Here is an 18,191-nt window from a genome sequence, read left to right as displayed (position 1 = left end):
GGCCTGCTCATCCTTCTCATGCCCGTCGGGGTCCAGCACCGCCCGCAGGTACCGCCCCGCCTTGGCCACCTCCGCCGCACCCGCCGATCTCGCCAACTGCAGCAGGATCCCCTCGGCAGTGGTCGCCTGGTCGTCGGTCAACCCGGAAGTGGCCGTGCAGATCGCCTCCACAACGCCCTCGGGCAAGCCGCCCTCCGCGAACAGGCGGCGCACCTCGTGCAGGCGGTGCAGTTCCATGCTCATCGTCAGCAGGCGACCGGCACCCGCAGGGGTCATCCCCCCAGCGGAACGCAGCCACAACTTGGTGGAGGCATGCCCATGGCTCTTCGCCTCCCCAGCTCGGTGGACCCGGCCCACCCGGGCAGCCAACGCGCTGGTGATCCGGTCACGAGCCGCAAGCAACTCCTCGGCCTCAGCCAGCCACACGCCCGAGTCCTCCGGCACCGGCACCAACGCCACCACCCGCGCCGCCTCGACAACCGCTGCCACCGCCACCCACGACGACGACCCCGCGCCGCAAGCACCATTAGTAGCACCGCCGGAATCACCGCCGGAATCACCGCCGAAGGCACCACCAGAAGCGGCACGGGCAGCGGCACCAGAGACATCACCGGACGCGCCACCGGCAGCCCGATCCCGGTCCGCAGGCCGACGGCGAGCATTGTTCCGGCCCGCAATGTTCCAGCCCGCAATGTTCCAGCCCGCATCACCTCGGCCGGCGCCAGTGTCACCGTCGGACGCACCATCGGGAACCTCGCCGGGAATATCACTGGGCACATCTCCTGGAACGCCGGCAGTGGTGCCGCTGTCGGCGATTCCGGCGTCATCAGGAGCAGCGCCGTCAGGAGTAGTGCCGTCAGGAGTAGTGCCGTCAGGAGTAGTGCCGTCAGGAGAAGCATCGCTCGCTGCCTCATCACGCGTGGATTCCTCATCGCCCGCGATGCCGCCAGGAGCCGCAAATGTGCGGGAAGAAACGGACGATGTCGCCGACTCATCGGATCGGCTCGCATGCTCTCGCACTCTGGGCTGGGCGATCGGCATATATTCACGGGCAAGCGCCCCTTCGGAAGACCAAAGGGGCGAATTGGCGGTGAGCCGCTCCCACCAGTCGCCGTCACCAGAATAGTTCGAACGAGAGAGGCGCTCGGAATCATGGCCAAACAGATCCATCATGCACCCCCTCCAAGTGATTCGAAAGCCTGTATTAATTCTGCCACGTCCACCGGACGCGAACATCCCCGTGCCGGTATTTGTTGGAGTCACAGGCAAATCCACCCAATCGCCAGAAAGCGACCCGGCCATATGTTTCTAGAACACAAATGCTGGGGCCCAATGCCGCAAAAGATAAAAATCGGGCCGCTCGGCTCTGCGGCCGTGGCTGTGGCTGTGGCTGTGGCTGTGGCAAGACCGGAACTTCGCCGGATGACAGCGATCCAGCCATTGGGGTTCCCTTACGGAACCTCGGGTGCTACCGTTCTCAGAGTCTCTTGAAGAAACCCCGAGAGGATCCGATGACATTCATCAGGCGCTTCGACCACGTCGGCATCACCGTCGCCGACCTCGGTGCCGTGACGGCGTTCTTCGTCAGCCTTGGTCTGGAGGCCGATCGGAAGATGGTCGTCGAAGGCGAGTTCCTGGACACGGTGATCGGCATGACCGGCGCCCGCACCGAGATCGTCATGCTGCGAGCGCCCGGCGGAGGTACAACGCTGGAGCTGTCGAGCTTCACGCGGCCGGACCACCTCCCGGGTTCGCCTGCCGCGCCGGCCAACGAGCTGGGCCTGCGCAACGTCGCCTTCGAGGTGCACGACCTCCACGCCGCGGTCGGCCAGGCCGCAGCCGACGGCTACGGCCTGGTGGGAGGCATCGGCGAATACGAAGGCGTGTGGCGGATGGCCTACGTCCGCGGGCCCGAAGGAATCATCGTCTCGTTGGCCGAGCGCATCGAGAAATAAGGAGACATCATGAGCACGACCGTGACCGACGAACAGATCCGGGCTCTGGCCTCGACCGCGAAGCCCTACAGCCTGGCGCTCCTTCAGTGGGGGCCGGAGCGGGGCACGGACGGCGCGGACGCGATCGAACTCGAACACCAGCGACGCATGGTGTCGCTGCGCGCCGAGGGGGTGATCGCGATCCTGTGCCCGGTCGCCTCCGACACCGTGGCCGGCGTCGCGATCATGACCGTGCCGGCCGAAGAAGCCGCGGAGATCATGGCCGGGGACCCCTGCGTTCAAGCCGGCATGATGCGCTACGAGGTTCACCCGTGCCACGGCTTCCCCGGAGACGCCCTCCCCGTGTAAGCGATCCCCGCCAGGGCGATCAGCGTCTGTCCGATCCCGGCGTACATCTCGCGGCAGGCGGCTCTTCGAGGGCCGGCGCGTTCTCACGTTGGAGAACTGAAGGCCGTCCGCAGGATGGCCGAAGAGCCGGGCCGCGTCGCCTCAGATGGCCGCCTTGCGCTCCAGCAGCAGGTCACGTGCCTGCAGGAACGGGGCCCGGAGGAAGGTCAGGTGGTCATCCTGGCCGTGCCGATGGCAGACCCGGCCGGGCCACAGGCGCCTGCTGCGCTCGTCGATGTACGCGAGCGAGCCGTCGACCAGGTTCAGCATGTGGTCGATCGTGGCCGCGTCGGACCGGGCGTACTCCTCGCCCGTGCGCACGTAGACCGGCGACGTGTGCGCCATGATCGGCCTGGCCCACACGTCGTGGTGGCGGGCGACTCCGGCGCCCGGCCCGTAGCACCGCGCGGCGATCCAGCTGTCCTCGGTCACGGGCACGTCCGCGGTCAGGTCCAGCGTGCGACCGGGGGTCTCGGTCCTGCGCTCGGCGACGACCCGGCCGTTGACCACGATCTCCAGCCGGTCGACGTCGAAGATCGACTCGACGCGGGCGTCAACGCGGACGGCGCCGCTCGCGGGCACGCGGGTCTCCTCGCCCGGCTGACGGCCGTCGACGCCGAGCCACAGGAGCGGGCCGCTGGTGGCGAAGGTGGCGCCCCGCCGGACGGCCCGGCACCAGCTCCAGTAGTCGAACTCCTCCTCGGCCGGCACCTGCGCGTACGTGCGGATGAGGCCGATCGGCACCTCGCTGCTCATCTTGTCGGTGCCGCCGACCAGGGTGATCCGGTAACCCGCGTTGAGGTAGCGGTAGTACTCCTGGATGTTGTACGGGTCGTACGCGATCATCTCGACGGCGTCGAGCCGGCCGGTGGCGAGCAGCGCGGCGGCCTCGCCGTTGGGTACGGGGAAGTGCGCCAGCACGACGGTGCCGCCCTGTTCGCGGCACTCGTCGGCCCAGTGGGACAGCGTGGTCTCCAGGCCGCCGCCGAGTTCCGACTCCTCGGCGCCGCCGGTGCACCACGGCATGATCGGGCGGCGCAGGCCGAGCAGGTTGATGTGGCCGAGCATGCCGCTGCGGTTCTCCTGGCCGGCGAACACGTGTGTGTGCCCGTCGTGGGAGGTGTGCGGGCGGCCGGTGAACTCCTCGGTGTTGGTGAAAAGGTGCCCCCACTGGCTGAGCAGCAGGTTCGTCACCCGTACGTCCTCGCCGCGGGCCTCCAGCTCCGCTCCGAGGGTCGAGACGAAGTGCACGTGGGTGTCACCGCTGTACCAGCCCTCCGCGGCCATGTCCGTCACCCGGGTCAGCGTCAGATCGAGCTCGGCCTGGTCCGGCCGGATGGTGACCGTGGTGCGCAGCGGCTCGTACTCGAACCCGCGAGCCGCCTCGACCGTGACCTCCCCCAGAGGCAGCCAGCCCTCACACGTGCCGTCGATGTAGGAGTACGTCGTGGTGCCGAGGCGGACGTCCCCGCCGATGTCGAGGTTCCAGGTGTTGCCGTCGGAGTTGATGTGCCCGTGATGACCGTGCGGCGGGTAGGGCACGCCGTCGGCGGACCGGAAGTGGATCCGGCATGGGATCGGCTCACCCGTGGCCGCGTCCCTGACCGTGGTGCGCACCCAGGCCCGCCCGGCGTCGGGGACCCGCCAGGTGACCTCTCCGTCGCCGCACCGCCCGGCGGCGAGCAGTTCGCCCCACCCGCAGGTGCTGATCACGTTCTCCCCGCGGGTGAGCGTCAGCCGCGCCGAGGGCGTGGCCGCGACCCGTACGTAGCCCTGGTGGTGCTCCTCCACGGGCGTCCCCCAGGCTGGTGTGCCCTCGGCGGCACCAGCCGTACGGGAGTAGACGTAGGTCGCCGAGCCCCGGTCGACGGTCACCGCCAGGTCCTCCGCGATCGGTCCCGCCGAGGGGTCCAGGTCGAGCAGGACGTCGCGCCACACCGTACGCCCGAAGGGGTCCTCGTCGAGGTCGCTGACGGTCACCGCGCCGACGAGGATGGCCGGGCCCGCCGACCTGATCTCCAGGGCGCGGACCGTCCGGCCGGGCCGGGGGTTGCGGCACGGCCACAGGTAGAAGCGGTAGGGCAGCACGTACGGCGATCGCGCCTGCGGGTCGTCGATGTCGACGAACCGGGCTCCGGCGGCGTCGAAACGCCCGTGGGCGCGCGGCATCAGCCGGTGCTGGGCGTCGGGGACGGCCAGGAACGGGGTCTGTCCCCAGTCGAGCGGGATCGCGCGGTCGCTCCACAGCCGCGGCGTGGGCCCGATCTCGAAACGCTGACGCACCGGCAGCCGCTCGGTGCTCCCGTCGTCGTAGAGGAGGGTGTAGTGGCCGCAGGTCTCGCCGACCGCCTGCCCGTCGAACAGGTCCGGGGACTCCAGGGCGTGGGCGACCACCATCCAGGTGAACGCGCGGCCGACCGGGATGGTGACCGTCGCCGGGTGCGGGCCGCCGACGCGGAGCAGGACCGCCCCGGCGTCCCGTTCGCCGCCGAAGAGGTCGTCGCCGAAGAGGAACGGCAGGCCGTAGAGCGTGCGCGCCCCGAGCGGATAGGAGTCGCCGTCGTCGAGGACCGAACGGGGCACGTTGAACACCCCGGCGAGATCGAGCGGGCGGTAGTCCCGGCCCGCCGATGATGTGTCGTGATCAGGCATTTCCGGTGACAGGCTCCCTCCGCCCGGCGGGCGGCTCGTCGACGGACGTCTGGGCCAGCCCGGCGTAGAGCCGGGGTGCGCGGGCCCGCAGGTAGAGGGCCCTGACCACGCCGGCCACGATGGCGGCCACGCCCAGACCGACGATCAGGACGTTCGTGGCGGTGCCGGCGCCGGTCAGCAGCGGCAGGTTGCTCAGGACGAGGAAGAGCACCACGGCCAGGGCGGCGAAGCTGAGCCCGGGCGCGATCGTGGTACGGAAGATCCCGGCCTCGGGCGCCTCCCGGCGCAGGAAGCGGATGATCGCCAGGGAGCACAGCGCCCACAGGCAGATGATCCCGAGGAACCCGAGGGCGCTGCCCCACAGCAGCAGCCCCAGGTAGGGGTCGATCCCGAAGACCGCGAACACGACGATCGCCGCGGCCGCCAGCACGGTCTGCACGAGCCCGGCCGTCCACGGGGCCTTGGTCCGCGGGTGGGTGCGGCCCAGGGGGCGGGGCAGCAGCCCCTCGCGTCCCATCGCGTAGAAGTAGCGGTTGGCCGCGTTGTGCAGTGCGAGCAGCGCGGCGAAGGCGCTGGTCAGCAGCAGGATGTGCATCACCTCGGTGATCGGGGCGGGCACGTACCTGTCGAAGACGGCGACGACGAGATTGACCGGGTCTGCCTCGGCCGCGGCCGCGATCTTGTCGACGCCGTACGCCATCACGACGACCCAGGTGATGAAGGCGTAGAAGACGGCGATGAACCCGACCGCGATGTAGGTGGCCCGGCGGACCGTCCGGATGCCGCCCCGCGCCTCCTCGCTGAAGATGGCGGTGGCCTCGAAGCCCATGAACGCCCCGGCGACCAGGGCGAACATCGCTCCGTTGCCCGGATCGAACACCCTCGTGGGGGCGAACGGCTCGGCGGACCAGCCCCCGGCGCCGCCCTTCACCAGGACGTAGACCGCCAGCACGACGAGCACGGCCGTCTCCAGCACCAGCAGCACCCCGAGGATCCGGGCGCTCGTGTGGATGCCCCGGTAGCCGAGCCATCCCACGAAGACCAGGCTGACGATCGCGAACACCCACCACGGCACGTCGCGGTGGAAGTAGTTCGCGAACGTCTCGGTGGCGTAGACGCCGAGCGCGCCGTACGTGCTGATCTGCAGGGCGTTGTAGGCGACGACGGCGAGCATGGCCGCGCCCGACCCCGCCGGCTTGCCCAGGCCGCGCGAGACGGTGGCGTAGAAGGCCCCGGCGTTGCGGACGTACCGGCTCATGGTCATGAAACCGACGGCGAACAGCGCCATGACCACCCCGGCGACCAGGTAGCCGCCGGGGACGGCGGCGCCGCCCTTGAGGAAGTGCAGGGGGGCGACCGCGACGATGAGCGTCAGCGGCGCCAGCGCGGCGAGGACCGTGAAGACGAGGTCCTTGGTCCCCATGGCGTTGCCGGCCAGGGAGCCGGCCTGGGAGACGGGGGCGTTCGCGGAACTGTCGGGAGGACGACCGGGCATGGTGGGGGCTCCTTACTGCGGGCTGGGAAGAGAAGGCAGGTAGGGAGGAGAAGGCAGGTGGGGAGGAGAAGCGGGTGGGCCCCGGAGGCGGGAAGGGGGACTCAGCGGCTGACCGCGACGAAGACCTTCTCGCTCGGCTCCAGGGTGATCCAGTCGCCGCGGAAGCCCTGGGGGATGTGGAACGACTCCCCCGGGCCGAACTCCTTGCGCCGGCCGGAGTCGTCCTGCACGGCGACGCGGCCCTTGATGATGAAGCAGATCTCGTCGTAGGGCCAGGAGTCGAACCGTACGGAGCCGGGCTCGCCCGTCCAGTAACCGCCGGTGAACGCGGTCGCGGCGCCGCCGAAGACGCGGAACTCCGCCTCCGTCCACTCGGCGGACAGCACATGGTAGTCGCTCAGCGGGGGCACGAAACGCTCGCCGTTCCCGGCGGAGACGACCCGGACGGCGTCGATGCCCGCCGGGGCGTGCTGGTCCTTCACGATGCGGCCCCCTCGAAGTGACTGCGCAGGCCGAAGCGGCGCAGGACGTTGTGCGTGATGCGCTCGACGAAGGGGTCGCCCAGGCTGAGCACGTGCGACCACTCGGTGGTGCCGCCGTTGAAGACCTCGCCGTCCCCGCGGGTGAACGCGGCGATCATCCCGGCGCCCCGCATCTCCCCCTCGTGCACATAGTCGGGCAGGTCGTCACCGAGGTCCGCGTTGTAGTTGTAGACCTCCTCCTCCGGCCCGCCGATCGGCACCCTGCCGCCGAAGCGGTCCTCCTCCCCGCGTACGGCCGGCGCGAGGGCCAGGATCTCCAGCGTCTCCGGGGCGCCGTCCTCGAACGTCGGGTACGGCAGCCCGCGCCGGAACGTGTACTCGACCGAGTCGAGTTCGAAGGCCGCGAGGAACGACGGGGGCCCGCCCAGCAGGTCGCCGTAGTAGAGGTCGGTGCCCTCCAGCGCCCAGTGGTGCGGCCGGTAGACCGTGAAGCCTCCGGACGAGCGGGGCGCGGCGACCCCGTAGCGGTTGTAGATCCCGCCGAGGCCGTTGAGCCCGATGGTGGTGGCGCCCGGCCGGCCGACCGACTTCGCCTCCCACACCGTGGTGGCGAGGTGCGGCGTCGCGGCGGCCTCGGGGTCGAGCGACGGCAGGCGGTAGCAGTACTGCGTGCTCCCGTCGTCGCTGAGCCGCACCTGCCACTGGTAGTTGCCGCCGAACCTGGCCAGCTTGCCGCCGCCGTCGACGAACGCGTCGACCGTGTCGCGCATCCGCCACGACCAGTACTCGTCGTGTCCCACCACGACGGCGCAGGAGTACCCGTCCAGCGCGTGGGGGTCGAAGTGCAGGTCGTGCTGGGTCAGGTAGTCGATCTCGTACCCGTGACGCTCGGCCCACACCACGAAGTGCCGTTCGTACGTCGCCCAGAAGGAGTCGGCGTGGTGGCGGCTGTAGCCGAACAGGCGCGCCCACTCGTACGACGGGTAGCGGGGGGCGCCGTGCATCGGCAGCGTGCCGGGGTTGGCCTCCCGCGGCGCGCCCGCGGGCTTGCGGATCATCCCCCGGGCGATCGGACGCAGCGTCGAGGCCAGCGGCGACCCGTTGTCGGAACGGGGGTCGTCGCCCAGGCCACGGTAGTGGTTGGCGCCGCCCCAGTCGTTGTAGGCCAGCATCGTGCTGGTGGTCAGCACGAGCGCGGCGCGGGCGCGCCGCTCGGCCGGGGCCCTGACGACGAAGAAGTGCTCGCGCTCCCACAGCTCGCCGGACGGCGTGACCGCGCGCACGGTGACGATGTAGAAGCCGCTCCGCCAGTCGTCCGGGATCTCCAGCTCCAGCCCCACCGGCCAACCGCAGCCGGCGGCGTGGGCGTCGGCGGGCGCCTCGTGCCGGCCGGCCGACAGCCCGCTACGCGACCACACCACGCTCGGCTCCAGCCCGTCGCGGACCACTTCCAGGTCGAAGGACGGGACGCTCGCGCTGAGGTGGAAGCGGACGGTCTCGCCGGGGAAGTACGAGAACCGGTCGGTGTAACACCACACCTCGGCCGCCTCCGGCGTGGCGAACGCACGCTCCGAGGGCCAGCCCTTCGGGGACCAGGCGAAGGCGGCGGGAAGACCCGTCGCCGCGATCGCGTCGCTCACCGTTCCTCCTTGAGTGCGAGCAGGCTGATCAGGTCGTACGCCACGTGGGAGGCCGCGACCGAGGTGATCTCGGCGTGGTCGTAGGCCGGGGAGACCTCGACCACGTCGGCGCCGACGATGTCGCACCCGGTCAGGCCGCGCAGGATCTCCAGCAGTTCCCGGCTGGTCAGGCCCCCGGCCTCCGGGGTGCCGGTGCCGGGCGCGTGCGCCGGGTCGAGCACGTCGATGTCGACCGAGATGTAGAGCGGGCGGCCGCCGATGCGCTCCCGCAGCGCGCCGGCCACCTCGTCCACGCCCCGGCGCATCACGTCGGCGCTGGTCACGATGCCGAAGCCGAGGCGCCGGTCGTCCTCGAGGTCCTTCTTGCCGTACAGCGGGCCGCGGGTGCCGACGTGGCAGACCGCCTCGGTGTCGAGGATGCCCTCCTCGACCGCCCGCCGGAACGGCGTGCCGTGCGTGTACTCGGCCCCGAAATAGGTGTCCCAGGTGTCGAGGTGGGCGTCGAAGTGCAGCAGCGCGACCGGGCCGTGCCGCCGGGCGGCGGCGCGCAGCAGCGGCAGCGCGATCGTGTGGTCGCCGCCGACCGTGACGAGCCGGGTGCCGCCCTCCATGAGCCCGGACGCCGCCTCGTCGATCGTCTCGACGGCCTCGCGGATGTCGAAGGGGTTGCACGCGATGTCCCCCGCGTCGGCCACCTGCATCGCCGCGAACGGCGAGACGTCCAGGCCCGGGTGGTACGGCCGGAGCAGGCGGCTGGCCTCGCGGACGGCCGAGGGGCCGAAGCGGGCGCCGGGGCGGTAGGAGACCCCGCTGTCGAACGGCACACCCACCACCGCGACGTCCGCGTGACCGACCTCGTCCAGGCGCGGCAGCCGCGCGAAGGTGGCCGGTCCGGCGAATCGCGGGACTCGGGACGAGTCGGCGGGCCCCCGGGGCACGGTCATACCCGATCCTTTCACTCCGCTGCGAAGCCCCAGTTCAGGGGCTATGGATCGGCAAGTCTGCAGCAGGAGCGAAAGGACCGGCAATTGGTGTGGCGACGGAAGATTGACGATGGTTTGTGGACGGCCACAAACCGTGTGGGCCGCGCGTCAGCGTTTGAACAGGGTCAGCGTTTGAACAGGCGCGGCGCCAGGTCGGTGAGGTTCTTCTGCCACACGTCCCAGCCGTGCGGCCCGGGGGTCACCCCGTCGTACTCGTAGTGGATGCCGAGGCCGTCCAGGACGGGCAGGGACGACAGGAAGAACGGCTGCACGAAGTCGGTCTGGTCGCCGACGTACAGGCGCAGCATCTTCGTCCCCTTGTTGATCGCCTCCGCGTCGACGCCGTCGCCGCTGCCGAACCAGGCCGAGAACGCCGCGACGTAGGCGAACCGGCCCGGGTACGCCTTGAGCACCCCGAGCGTCTGCACCCCGCCCATCGAGAGACCGGCGAGGGCCTGCCGTGACGGGTCGCCGGAGACGTTGTAGCGGGCGCGGGCCGCCGGGACGATGTTGTCGAGAAGCTCCTTGGTGAAGTCGGGCACGTTGCCGTTGCCCATCACGACCACCATCGGCACGAGTTTCCCGTCCAGGAACTCGTGGTCGAGGATCTGCTTGGCGCGTCCCATCTCGACCCAGTCGGTGTAGCTCTGGCCGCTGCCGTGCTGGAGGTAGAGGACGGGATACGGCTCCGCCCGACGGGGGTCGTATCCGGGCGGGGTCCACACCAGCGCGGTCCGGTCCTGGTTCGCCACGGTGCTCGGGTACGTCAGGCTCTCGACCTTTCCGCCCCGGCCCGCGGGCACGTCCGACAGGAGGCGTGACCTCTCCCCCGGGACGAGGAAGTGGCTCCAGTTCGGCTCGGAGGTCACCTTCGACGGGTTCGACGTGTCCTTGACCGAAACCCCGTCCACGATCCACTGGTAGTAGTAGAACCAGGGGTCCAGCGGGCCCACGGTGACCCGCCACCGGTCGCCGTCACGGGACATCGGAACGCGCAGCCAGCTTCCGCCCGGAGCGTCGTTCGCCCACACCGTGACGTGCTTGGCGTCCGTGAAGTCCGTCGTGGTCTCGAAGGTGACGAAGCCGCCCTCGCTCAGGAACGGCGTCGGCGTCGTGCCGGGCGCGGGCGGGTGGAACTCGCCCTTCAACCGCCCGTGACCGGCGCTCGGGCCGTGATCCCGCACCGTGCGGAACAGCCGCGGCAGGAAGTCGATCAGGTTCTCCCGCCAGGCGGTCCAGTTCGCCCCGGCGTCGGGGTTGACCCCGTCGAACTCGTACCTGATCCCGGCGCGGTCCAGCGCCCTGGTGAGGCGGACGGTGGCGTTGTAGGCGGGATCGGTCACGTTCCCGGTGTACAGACGCAGCAGCCTGAGGTCCCGGCCGGCGCCGCCCGAAAGAGCGCCGCCCGCCGGCAGGCCCGAGAACGAGCCGGCGTAGGCGAAGTCGCCCGGCTTGGTCAGAGCGGCGCGCAGCGCCCGCGTCCCGCCTTCGGCCACACCGGCGATCGCCTGGTGCTCCCGGTCGTGACGGACGCGGTAGGCGTCCGCGACCGCCTTGCGGAGGTCCTTCACCTCCTTGTCGTCGTCCGATCCGTCGGTGATCACGACCACCATCGGCTCGACGGAGCCCCGGACCGACAGGTTGTCGAGGATCTGCCTCGCCCGGCCGAGGTCGAGCCAGTCGCTCGCGCTCTGCCCGGCACCGGACCGCAGGTACAGCACCGGGTACGGCCCGCGGCCCTTGGCCGGATATCCGGGCGGGGTCCACACCAGCGCCGACCGCTTCTGCCTCCCGGTCTGGTAGGCCAGGGTCTCCACCTCGCCGCCCCGCCCCTGCGGCGGGTCCACCAGCAGGCGCGCGTCGTCCCCCGGGCCGCCCGGAACGAGGAACGTGCTCCACAGAGGCCGGGAGGCCACGCCCGTGGGATTCGTCGGATCCTTGAGACCCTTGGTGATGTCACCCGTGACCTGGTAGGAGTACAGGCCCGGCTTGAGCGGGCCGAGGGCCCCCCACCAGACGTCGCCCCGGCGGGTCAGGCCGTACTCCGCCCAGGCGGAGGAGGGGCCGAAGTTCCCCTCGACCATCACCTCCGACACCTGGCCGACCTTGGCCTCGACGGAGGCCGCCGGGATGCTGATCGACAGGTAGCCGTCGTCCGAAACGGTCAGCCACGGCGTGTCCGCCATGGCCGGCCCGGGCGTGGAGAGGGGCACCAGAGGTGCGATGATCATTGCCGCGATCGCCATGACCCCGGCGATGATCACCACCGGGAGCCGGCGCGTTCTTCCGGGCCGCCCGCCGCCGTGACGGAATAACGCCATTCCGAAACCCCTTTAATCGCCGACAGTGTTATCGATCACCTTTTCATCAAGTCAAGGTAATTGATAAAGCGCCATATCGGTAGATCAATCGGGAATGACGCTCCCCGTGGCTCACGGGGTCAGGCTCAGGGTGTGAGGAACGTGACGCGTTCTCCCGTCTCCAGCATCTGGCGGGCGAACGCGGCCGCGCCGAACCCGCTCGGGACGTTCAGCACGCGGGCCATTCCGGCCGCGAGCCGGGCGACCGGCACCGTTCCCGAGGCGCCCAGGGGCACCGGGTCGCCGGTGCCCAGCGCTTCGCCGTCCGGCCCGCGCAGCGAGCGGGTCAGCCTGCCCGGCCCGGCGGGCTGGACCGCGAAGTGCTGGTCCTCGGGCCTCTGGTGCAGGTCGAGCCGGGCGAGGACGCCCTCGAACAGGACCAGCAGGATGTTCGGCGACACCGTCTCGCGCCGGGCGACCCGGAGCGCCGCGCCGCCGGCGTCGTACCCGTCGATCAGCAGGCCGGGATAGCCGGACACCACCGACGAGCGGATCAGCGCCCCGGTCAGCCGGGGCGTCCCGACGGGCGGTTCGCTCGCGGCGTCCCGCTCGGCGTCGGCGCGGGTGATCCTGCCGATGCTGTACGCGCCGTCCACCAGGCACCGGATCCACTCGGCGTCGACGTCCACGAACCGGATCGACTCCGGCGGCAGCAGCCGCTCGTCGGGGATCAGGTAGGTGAACGGCACCCGCATCAGCGTGGCGAGATCGGCCAGCCAGCCGACGACGGCGGGCGGCGGCGCGACGGCCGCGGGCACGTCCAGCGGATAGTTCCCGCCCGCCCCGGCCGGCCGGTCGCGGCGGCGTTTCCAGGTGTGCAGGGCGGTGGCCACGCCGTCGTCCCGCAGCGCGAGCAGCCGCCCGAGCTGCCACGCGGCGGCGTAGCCGATGTCGAGCATGCCCTCGGCCTTGAAGTAACGCAGCAGACCGTCGGCGGAGCGCACCACGGGCCGGGGATCCGCGGCGAGCGGGCCGCCGCCGGCCGGGCCGCACGCGAACGGCCCCCGGTACCAGGAGACGGTCGCGCCGCCGCCGCGCAGCCGGTGCCGTACGGGGACCAGCCCCCGGGACAGGAACGCGTCGGCGGCCGGGTCGCCGGTCGCGGGCAGCCGGAACGGGCCGCTGCCGGCCGCGAGGTCGCGCACCCGAGCGGCGAAGGAGTGGTCGGCGTCGAGCACGGTGAAACGCCAGCTCGCCAGCGACACCAGCCGCACGGGCTGGTCGGCCGGGCCGGGGACGAGCGTGCCGTTCCGCAACCTGCCTTCCACGGACACCAGGTGCGCGACGCAGGGCTGACCGGCGGGCGGCAGCCGGTTGCCGATTACCACGGCCGCGTCGGAGCCGTCCCCGGACCGTAGGTGCGCCAGGTAGGGCAGATCCGCGGCGGCCGGCAGCAGCGAGGTCAGCAGGCTTCCCGGCACGTCGATCACGGTCACCGGGTCGGCGGACTTCTCCGCGCCCTCCAGGGTGAGGCCGAGCGTCCCGGCCTGCACGACGTGCGGCTCGGGCCGTTCGTCGCCCGCGAACAGCAGCACCAGCAGCCACGGCCCGGTCGTCCCGGCGCCCGGCTGCCGCTGCCACGGCAGGGTCGGCTCGGAGAGCACGACGTGCGGCAGCGTCTGGGTGTAGTCACCGGTCGCGCCGTCGGGCGGGTAGACCGCCCGGACGCCCGAGGGCGGCAGCGCGAGCCGTTCGCCCGCCACCGTGAAGGTCTTGGTGAGCGAGGCCGGGGAGCCGTCCAGGCTGATCGTCTGGTCGACCGTGAGGCGGTAGTCGCCGGACGCCAGCGCAGGCGTGCGGCTGTCGATGAGGACGATGTCGTCAGGCAGGGGGTCAGGCATGGCCGTCCAGGAAGGGGGTCTCGGCGTAGTCGGCGAAGTCGAATCCGGCGAAGGAGATCTCGGGGTCCTTGAGCACCGCCCCGGCGACGGCCGCGCGGACCGCCGCCACGGACGGGTCGACGATCGCCTGCCCCATCCGGTCGGCCCTGCTCCTGGGAACGTTGTCGTCGGCGGGTGCCCAGGCGATGGTGCGCTCGGTGTACGTCGCGGTCCCGGCCGTCAGCGCCGCGCGGGCCAGGGTGACCGAGGCGGCGTCCCGGTGCGGCGCGGGGGCGACCACGTAGCCGGTCAGCAACGGAGCGGTCAGCTCCGGGCGGTGGACGGTGACGGCCGGGTCCGTGCCCCACAGCGCCGAGGGCAGGGCCTTGGTGATCGGGCGGAACACGAAGTCGCCCTCGGCGCTCACCCCGTTCCGCGAGATCCGGATGCGGTGGGTCGAGGTGACGCCGCCGGTGATGCCCGACGGCGCGACGCCGAAGGCGCCGCCCGCGCGGGGCAGCGTCGTGGCGCCCGCCTGGCCGGTGGTGGACGGGATCACCGAGTCGGTGACCAGTTCCAGCGTGGCCGGGTCGACGACCCCGAGGTCGGCGCCCGTTCCCATGGCGGTGGCCCCGCTCCGCACCGCGACCGACACCCGGTCGGCGGGGAGCAGGGTGGCCTTGACCCGGTCCCACGGGATCGTGGTGCCGGTCGTCTGGGTGCTCGCGCCGAAGGGGATGGTGAAGGAGATCACCTTGATGTCGACCCGCGCGGTGCCGGCGAACTCCGGCCCCCACAGGTGGACGTCGGCGTCGACGTGGGCGTTGACCGTGTGCCTGCCGAAGAAGCTGAAGGTGTAGGACGCCCCGACGCTGACCCGGAACCGCGCGTCGTAGTGGTAGGGCTGCCAGGCGATGAGGAAGTCCATCGAGGCGTCGAACCAGGCGCGCAGGTCGCCGTCCTGGTAGGTGACCGAGATCGACCCCCCGGCCATCAGCGCCGACGGGGTGAGCGCGTAGTAGGCGGCGCCCCGCATCGACAGCCGGTCGCTGACCTGCCAGGAGAACCCGACTCGCGGTACGGCCGGGTAGTGGGCGGGTCTGCCGTACTGCGGGTGGTAGCCGCCGACGGTGAGCACGAAGTCGCCGCTGTGCGGGCCGTCGAACCAGCTCGTGAACGCCAGGCCGCCGGTCAGGTGGCAGGCCCGCGACAGCAGGAACGAGTTGGGGGTGAGCTGGGCGACCAGCGAGAAGAACCCGTCGCTCGGCGCGAACGTCGCCTTCAGCGCGAGCTGCAGTTCCGCGATCGGCGTGGCCCCCGCCCGGGTGTCGTCGGGCACGGGCAGCACCAGCGTGGACAGCCCGAGCACGTCGACCTCGAACCGCCCGCCGAACGACACGGTGGCCAGCAGGAACGAGTCGATCATCTCGAACGTGCTGAACCGGATCCCGGCCGCGACGAACCCGTCGCCCTCCGACGGCGTGATGAATGGATCCAGCGCCTGCAGCTCGGCCGCGAGCGATCCCGGCGCCCGGGTGCCGAGTGCCTCCTGGACCAGCGGGAAGGAGGCGATCCCGGTCACCGGCGGGGTGGTCAGCCGCCGGTTGTAGCCGAACCCGGCGGCCAGGCCCGTGACGGAGAAGAACGGCGGCCCGCCGAAGGCGTGGTCGAGCACGGCGTAGACGAACAGCGACGGGCCCGAGGGCAGCTGGGCGTAGGAGCCGATCGCGCCGAGGGTCAGCTCCTCGGTGCTGATCGAGGCGCGCCCGCCGTACGCCGGGTAGGTGACCCCCTGGTAGACGAGCTCGCCCTTCAGGAAGGCGCCGGAGACGCTGACCGGCCCTTCGGAGTAGGACACCCCGACGCCCTTGAGGTCGAAGGACGGCGGCTGGACCGGCAGGCTGAGCGGCACCGCCGCCTGGAGCCCGTCCAGGGACAGGGCCAGCCCGCCGACGCTGACCGTGCCGTCGACCAGGACCGCCAGCACGGGCGGCTTGTTCGGTTCGTGCTGGTACGCGAGACCGACCCGTTCGACGTGGACCGGGCCGAGGCCGCGCTGCACGGCGTACCAGACGGCGTTCTGACCCCCTGGGCTCTGCGCCTTGGGCGGGTCGGGGATGACGGGGGCCGGGGCGCCGTCGCCGACGGGGAGGACGACCGGGCTCTCCAGCGGGCCGAGCAGGAGGGTGCCGTCGAGGGCGAACCCGGCGGCCATGTCGCGGGCCGGGAAGGGGGTGACGCCCGGAGGGAGCAGGCCGTTCAGGGCGGTGACGTCGGCGGCGGGCAGCGTGCCGGTGGCGGCGACGATCCGCAGCGGGTCGAAGCCCATCCTCCGGTCGCCCATCAGGTGGGGCCCGACCAGCGGCAGGCCCGACAGGTCGACGGTCGCCACGAGGTCGACGCTGAAGACGTAGGCGCCGCCCGCGCCGAAGACGACGTCCTCGACGTCGACGGTGACGCCGGAGGGGATGAACGCGGCGGCGGTGGGGGCCAGGCCGGACAGAAGGGTGCGCAGGTCGGGAAGCGGGGCGGTCGTCCTGTGCGTGTAGCTGGCGGCCAGCAGGCCGATGCCGTGGTCCTCCGCGAAGTGCACGTCGAACGCGTAGGCGTCGTCGCCGGCGATGGCGGTCAGGCTGCCGTCGAATCTCCCGGCCCCTGTTTCACCGCCGGTGTCGATGCCGACCGCGATGTCCACCTCGACGGTGTCGACGGGGAAGCTCGCCTCGGCGGTGAGGACGAGCCGGTCGGATCCGGTGGAGAAGGAGGCCGACAGGTTCTGGACGACGAGTCCCGCGATGGGGCGCGGCAGGGTCGGCGGGCCCCCGAGGTCGCGCGCGACGGCCTCGACGAGCTCGCCGACGGCGATGCGCTGCCCGTACCCGGACTCTCCGGAGAACGTCCAGCCCGTCACGGGGTCGTAGGACGCCGAGACCAGGATGTCCACGGTGTGGACGGCGAACGTGGCGTTGGCCCTGAACGTGGTGCCGGCGGCGTCGTGGTCGACGGCGAACCAGACGCCGGTGAGCGCCACCGGCCCGATGTGCCACAGGTCGCGCAGCTCGACGACCCCGTGGTAGGCGAGGGTGCGTCCCGCGCCGGGGGTGACGACCTGGAGGTTGAACTTCGGCACCGTCAGGTCGGGCAGATCGGCCGGGTGCCCCGCGAAGTGCTCGTAGACCTCGGCGATCTTGAGGGGTGGATCGCCCTCGCGCAGGCCGCCGGAGAGCATCGCCCCCGACAGGTCGGCGGTGAGCACGAGCGTGCCGGAGTCGCCCACGGCGAGCAGCCCGGAGACCGCCCCCGTCGTCCTCCTGCTCCCGGACACGATGCCGGTGAACCCGACGGACAGGTCGATCGCCTGCAGGGTGAGCAGGCCGGGCACGATGGGCCAGTCGACGTCCGCCTGCAGGGCGAAGGAGACGAAGTCGAGGCCGAAGGCCGGGTCGGTGGTCACCCGGGCGGTGATTCCGGTCAGCCGGACCGGCGAGCTGTCGCCGAGACCGGCCGGCACCGCCAGGGACGGATTCCCCATGATCGTCTTGATGACGGCGAGGGACAGCGGCAGCCCGCGGTCTCCGTCGCCGGTCGGCTTGCCGTCGTCGGCCGGGCCTTCGAACTGCGCGTTCAGGGTGAGCCCCGACCCGAGACCCCGCGTCCTCGCGTGGATGAGCACGGGACCCAGCGAAGCGTTCGTGGGCGTCACCAGACCCTCGAACGTCACCTCGGCGATGACGTCGAGGGCCGCCATCTCGTAGTTGAACTGCGGCATCGCGGTGAGCTGGTAGCGCAGGGACGACACCGAGAGCATGCCGCCGAGGTCCAGCCGCGCGCCGTCCGGGCCCGAGATCACGATGATGGGCACGGTCGAGGCGGGCAGGCCCTGGAGGGCGGGCAGCGACGTCGTGTCGATCGACCCCACCAGCCTGTGCGGGCCGACGCCGGGCATGAGCAGGTCCAGCAGCGCCGTCGCCGCGTCGATCACCAGCGTGCCCGAGAACGACATCAGCACGTCGGCGGGGTCGGGAGCCGCGGCCACGATGTCCGGTCCCCAGTCGAGCACGAAGGCCGGCTCGTCGATCATCAGGTCGTCGAAGTAGGTGCTGGCCAGCACGGGGAAGGCGGTGCCGAACCGCCAGGACCGGCCGGCGGTCGCGGTCAGCCGCAGCGCCGGGAGCTCGCCCGACACGGCGAACTCGGCGGTGACCGACATCCCGGTGAACGGCCCGGCGGCGCCGGTGCCGGTCACGGTCACCCCGAGGCCGGTGTGCCGCCTCTCCCCGACCGGGTCGAGGACGAGGCGGCCGTCCGGCAGGAACCTGCCGAAGAGCGCGGTCAGGTCCGCCGAGCCGAGCGTGTCCAGCGCCAGGTCGAGACGCGGGCCCTCGGGTATCCGTGCGCGGAGTTCGTCGGGAGTCAT

At 71.6% G+C, this 18,191-nt stretch carries 11 protein-coding genes; 2 read left to right on the top strand and 9 right to left on the bottom strand.

Annotated features, from left to right (window positions below):
- Positions 1 to 1,173, bottom strand: a 1,173-nt coding sequence (locus Mam01_RS37315; protein ID WP_204285365.1) for a DUF222 domain-containing protein, incomplete at its 3' end; no start/stop codon positions are given.
- Positions 1,174 to 1,511: 338 nt separating this feature from the next.
- Here Mam01_RS37315 and Mam01_RS11565 point away from each other — a divergent pair.
- Positions 1,512 to 1,955, top strand: coding sequence for a VOC family protein (locus Mam01_RS11565; RefSeq protein WP_204285364.1), 444 nt, complete (start codon positions 1,512 to 1,514; stop codon positions 1,953 to 1,955).
- Between the two features lie 9 nt (positions 1,956 to 1,964).
- The gene (locus Mam01_RS11560) at positions 1,965 to 2,303 is read left to right on the top strand and encodes a YciI family protein (RefSeq protein ID WP_204285363.1); all 339 of its coding nucleotides are present in this window, start codon (positions 1,965 to 1,967) and stop codon (positions 2,301 to 2,303) included.
- 141 nt (positions 2,304 to 2,444) lie between these two features.
- On the opposite strand, the gene Mam01_RS11555 is transcribed toward Mam01_RS11560, so the two are convergent.
- From Mam01_RS11555 to Mam01_RS11520, 8 genes are all read right to left on the bottom strand, one after another.
- Complete coding sequence (locus Mam01_RS11555) at positions 2,445 to 4,994, bottom strand: CehA/McbA family metallohydrolase (protein ID WP_204285362.1); 2,550 nt, start codon at positions 4,992 to 4,994, stop codon at positions 2,445 to 2,447.
- Positions 4,987 to 6,489, bottom strand: coding sequence for an APC family permease (locus tag Mam01_RS11550; RefSeq protein ID WP_204285361.1), 1,503 nt, complete (start codon positions 6,487 to 6,489; stop codon positions 4,987 to 4,989). The genes Mam01_RS11555 and Mam01_RS11550 overlap by 8 nt, the downstream gene beginning before the upstream one ends.
- 101 nt (positions 6,490 to 6,590) lie before the next feature.
- On the bottom strand, positions 6,591 to 6,971 hold the full coding sequence (locus tag Mam01_RS11545) for a cupin domain-containing protein (RefSeq protein ID WP_204285360.1): 381 nt from the start codon (positions 6,969 to 6,971) through the stop codon (positions 6,591 to 6,593).
- The gene (locus tag Mam01_RS11540; protein ID WP_204285359.1) at positions 6,968 to 8,611 is read right to left on the bottom strand and encodes a N,N-dimethylformamidase beta subunit family domain-containing protein; all 1,644 of its coding nucleotides are present in this window, start codon (positions 8,609 to 8,611) and stop codon (positions 6,968 to 6,970) included. Before Mam01_RS11540 ends, Mam01_RS11545 begins: the two co-directional genes overlap by 4 nt.
- Positions 8,608 to 9,555 carry an agmatinase gene (gene speB, locus Mam01_RS11535; protein ID WP_150931846.1) on the bottom strand — a complete coding sequence of 316 codons (948 nt, stop codon included), beginning with the start codon at positions 9,553 to 9,555 and terminating at the stop codon, positions 8,608 to 8,610. Before speB ends, Mam01_RS11540 begins: the two co-directional genes overlap by 4 nt.
- 164 nt (positions 9,556 to 9,719) lie before the next feature.
- On the bottom strand, positions 9,720 to 11,915 hold the full coding sequence (locus Mam01_RS11530; RefSeq protein WP_204285358.1) for an alpha/beta hydrolase: 2,196 nt from the start codon (positions 11,913 to 11,915) through the stop codon (positions 9,720 to 9,722).
- Positions 11,916 to 12,040: 125 nt separating this feature from the next.
- On the bottom strand, positions 12,041 to 13,795 hold the full coding sequence (locus tag Mam01_RS11525; RefSeq protein WP_204285357.1) for a hypothetical protein: 1,755 nt from the start codon (positions 13,793 to 13,795) through the stop codon (positions 12,041 to 12,043).
- Entirely contained in the window at positions 13,788 to 18,191 is a 4,404-nt protein-coding gene (locus Mam01_RS11520; RefSeq protein ID WP_204285356.1) for a DUF6603 domain-containing protein, read from the bottom strand. The genes Mam01_RS11525 and Mam01_RS11520 overlap by 8 nt, the downstream gene beginning before the upstream one ends.

The organism is Microbispora amethystogenes (genome assembly GCF_016863015.1).
Classification (GTDB): domain Bacteria; phylum Actinomycetota; class Actinomycetes; order Streptosporangiales; family Streptosporangiaceae; genus Microbispora; species Microbispora amethystogenes.
This window is presented reverse-complemented; position numbering and strand designations above follow the sequence as displayed.

Coding starts and splice junctions, on each gene's coding strand:
- speB (WP_150931846.1), bottom strand. CDS start 9,555: ATGACCGTGCCCCGGGGGCCCGCCGACTCGTCCCGAGTCCCGCGATTC.
- Mam01_RS11525 (WP_204285357.1), bottom strand. CDS start 13,795: ATGCCTGACCCCCTGCCTGACGACATCGTCCTCATCGACAGCCGCACG.
- Mam01_RS11530 (WP_204285358.1), bottom strand. CDS start 11,915: ATGGCGTTATTCCGTCACGGCGGCGGGCGGCCCGGAAGAACGCGCCGG.
- Mam01_RS11560 (WP_204285363.1), top strand. CDS start 1,965: ATGAGCACGACCGTGACCGACGAACAGATCCGGGCTCTGGCCTCGACC.
- Mam01_RS11555 (WP_204285362.1), bottom strand. CDS start 4,994: ATGCCTGATCACGACACATCATCGGCGGGCCGGGACTACCGCCCGCTC.
- Mam01_RS11550 (WP_204285361.1), bottom strand. CDS start 6,489: ATGCCCGGTCGTCCTCCCGACAGTTCCGCGAACGCCCCCGTCTCCCAG.
- Mam01_RS11565 (WP_204285364.1), top strand. CDS start 1,512: ATGACATTCATCAGGCGCTTCGACCACGTCGGCATCACCGTCGCCGAC.
- Mam01_RS11520 (WP_204285356.1), bottom strand. CDS start 18,191: ATGACTCCCGACGAACTCCGCGCACGGATACCCGAGGGCCCGCGTCTC.